We start from the raw sequence: 2847 nt of genomic DNA, 5'->3' as shown, positions 1-2847 counted from the left end.
CGTTGTGTAAAACCTTTATCAAATGAGGCTGGCGCACTGTAATTGACATAAGTAAACCAAGGTTTATTAGCGCGATCAGGTTGCTCAATCCACTGTTGCCAGCGCTGGGTGACTGCCGCATCGCTGATTGCCAGGTTTTTTGGGTGTGATTTTGGCAGATAAAAACCATTAAACAGGGCACGGCGATATAACGGCGCAGAAAAACCGTTGGCTGAAAATAATCCCATCTGATAATCCTGATGCTGCAATGCATCAATAAATTCAGATGACTTTTGAATGGATAATATACCGTCTAAGTATGTAGGTGAAATACCATAAAATAGACCAAACAGGCCGGTGTTGGCATTGTTACCGGTGCTGTAATTGTTCTCAAAACGTGTTGCAAAAGCCGCTTGCTGATTAAGCTCAGGCATTGTTTTACTGTTGATTGCATCAGCGCGTAGTCCGTTAATCACAACCAGTAAAATATTATAATTCTTTGACGACTGCGGGGCATAAGTCAGGTCATTTCGCGGGTAGTGTACGGTAGCTGCATCAGGTGTACCTTGCTGATTAAGCTGACGCAGATACTCATCTTGATTCATAAAGCCATAGCGTTCAAGAAAACGCTTTGCCGTCATCGGATAGTACAGTGGTAGATTGGCTTTTTGCATCGTAATCGGACGATAAAGCGTAGCATCAGCCCACATATAGACAAGGTGTGATGTGATAAAACAGCAAATAAATAAAATTGCAAAATAGCGATCAAAATTACGACGGCCTAAACTGCGCAGTTTCTGCCAGCTCCAAGTTGCAAACAACAACTCCACCAAAAAAATGACTGGCACGGCAATAAACAGTAGTTGCCAGTTACGAGATAGCTCACCATCATCTGGGTTTACCAGTATCTGCCACACCACTGGGCTTAAATGCAGATGAAACTGATTAAACACCTCGGTATCAACTAAGAGAAGCGTTAGCCCTACGGTTGCAAAAATCACCGCGCCAATACGTAATAAGCGTTGTGACATCACCAAAAATGTCAGGGGAAAAAGAATGAGCAGATAAGAAGCAAAGCCCAAGAACCCGAAATGACCAATCCAACTGATAAAAGCATAAGCACGCCCCAACAGTGTGGGTGGCCAGTCTGCTGCTAGAAAATAGCGGCTTCCGATCACCAGTGATGCCAGTATATTAAATAAAGCAAACCAGTGACCCCAAGTGATCATCTGGGAAACTTTTTCACGGTAGCGCGGGCCAGTTTTCAGCATCGGGTTCTTGCGACTCCTGTTATTGCAGTTTTTCTTCTTTCACAGAAGAGAGCAATGCATCGGCAAAAGAGCGCGCAATTACTTTACGCTGCTGCGGTGCAATGCTGGAGTTGATCAGGTTAGTGACCATGTTGCCTAAGACCATCAGTGAAAGATCCACCGGAACTTGATGACGCTCCAGAGTTTCAATCATATCAGTCAGAATATTTTCGACTTTTTCGTCGCTGTAACGTGATTCTTGTGCCATTCGCGTGTGCTCATAACGAAGTTTTAGCGCCACATGATACCTAAACTGGTCACTGATTTCCGCATTTTTGTGCGTTGAACATTGATTGAACCCATTTGGCTTTGTATACATGCGTTCTCATCTTGCGTAGAGCCAAAGGCAGTGCTTCAATACCCGATCAAAGAAAAGATCCAGACGCAGAGAGGATAAAAGAACAATATGAGCCTGAAGGTCAACCACATTGCATTACATCAGCTGGTAAAGCGTGATGAGAATACACTCGATATCATGTTACGCGACTCCCCGCTACCGATTAATGATGCGGTTGAGCAGATGATGGAAGAGCTGCATCGGGTTTATTCTGCCAAAGCAGGAAAAGCTTACGGTCTGTTTAATTCAGAAAGCATTTTTGCACAAACATTGCAAAATTGGGTGACTGAGCCGGCAGATTTTCTCGCCTTTTCACGTATGGCAACCGAACAATTGCGTGATCAATTGGCAAAATACCCGTTTGCCGAGAGTGGGGTTGTGGTGCTGTGCCATTACCGCTATCTGGCTTCAGAATACTTACTGATTGCCCAGCTTAACAACTGTGTCAGTATGCGTGTCAATGAACTGCTTGATGTCAGCACGACTCACTATCTTGATATCACACATTTAGATATCGCTGCACGTATTGATCTTACCGAATGGCAAAGTAACCCAGATTCTCAGCGTTATCTGACTTTTGTTAAAGGGCGAGTAGGGCGCAAAGTGTCTGATTTTTTCATGGATTTTCTCGGCGCAGCGGAAGGGCTAGACACCAAAGCGCAGAATCGTGGCTTATTACAAGCGGTTAATGACTACTGTGCCGAAGCGCAGTTAGATAAAGAAGAGCGACAAGAGTATCGGCAAAAAGTGTATGCCTACTGTAATGAGCAATTACAAGCCGGTGATGAGATAGAACTTAAAGATCTCTCAAATGTATTGCCGGAAGTGGCTGAGCAGAATTTTTATCAGTTTGCGGAACAGCAAGATTATGCACTGGAAGAGAGCTTTCCAGCCGACAGATCGACTTTACGCCAACTGACTAAATTTACCGGCAGCGGCGGTGGGATAACCTTGAGCTTTGATGCTCTGCTACTCGGTGAGCGTATTTACTGGGATGCCACAACAGATACCCTGACGATCAAAGGCACTCCGCCAAACCTGCGTGACCAATTGCAACGTCGGTCAACGGGAAAATAACATTCGATGATCCGTCATGGCCGATCTGCGCCCACAAAAAACGCCGCATAATGCGGCGTTTTTCTTTCGAACAAAGTACGCGAAATTAAGCGCGAACGAAGTCGATGTGCGTTACTTTTGGCTTGAACGCGTGACGCTGCATAG

3 protein-coding genes are annotated in these 2847 nt (G+C 45.0%); 1 reads left to right on the top strand and 2 read right to left on the bottom strand.

The features are described 5' to 3' along the window. A partial coding sequence (locus ACRC27_RS13250) for a DUF3413 domain-containing protein (RefSeq protein ID WP_438640091.1) occupies positions 1 to 1250 on the bottom strand: 1250 nt, incomplete at its 3' end. Between the two features lie 19 nt (positions 1251 to 1269). After that, a complete protein-coding gene (locus ACRC27_RS13245) occupies positions 1270 to 1497 on the bottom strand; it encodes a YejL family protein (RefSeq protein ID WP_438621942.1) in 228 nt (75 codons plus the stop codon). Positions 1498 to 1695: 198 nt separating this feature from the next. Here ACRC27_RS13245 and yejK point away from each other — a divergent pair, with 198 nt between their 5' ends. Beyond that, complete coding sequence (gene yejK, locus ACRC27_RS13240; RefSeq protein ID WP_438631587.1) at positions 1696 to 2703, top strand: nucleoid-associated protein YejK; 1008 nt, start codon at positions 1696 to 1698, stop codon at positions 2701 to 2703. Positions 2704 to 2847: the final 144 nt, after the last annotated feature.

It is taken from the genome of Plesiomonas sp. (assembly GCF_051650925.1).
In the GTDB taxonomy this organism is placed as follows: domain Bacteria; phylum Pseudomonadota; class Gammaproteobacteria; order Enterobacterales; family CAMTGL01; genus Plesiomonas.
Note: the sequence above shows the minus strand (reverse complement) of the source record. Positions and strands in the feature narration are given on the sequence as shown.

What these genes read in the sequence shown, in the direction of transcription:
- yejK (WP_438631587.1), top strand. Translation starts at nt 1,696, where the DNA reads ATGAGCCTGAAGGTCAACCACATTGCATTACATCAGCTGGTAAAGCGT.
- ACRC27_RS13245 (WP_438621942.1), bottom strand. Translation starts at nt 1,497, where the DNA reads ATGGCACAAGAATCACGTTACAGCGACGAAAAAGTCGAAAATATTCTG.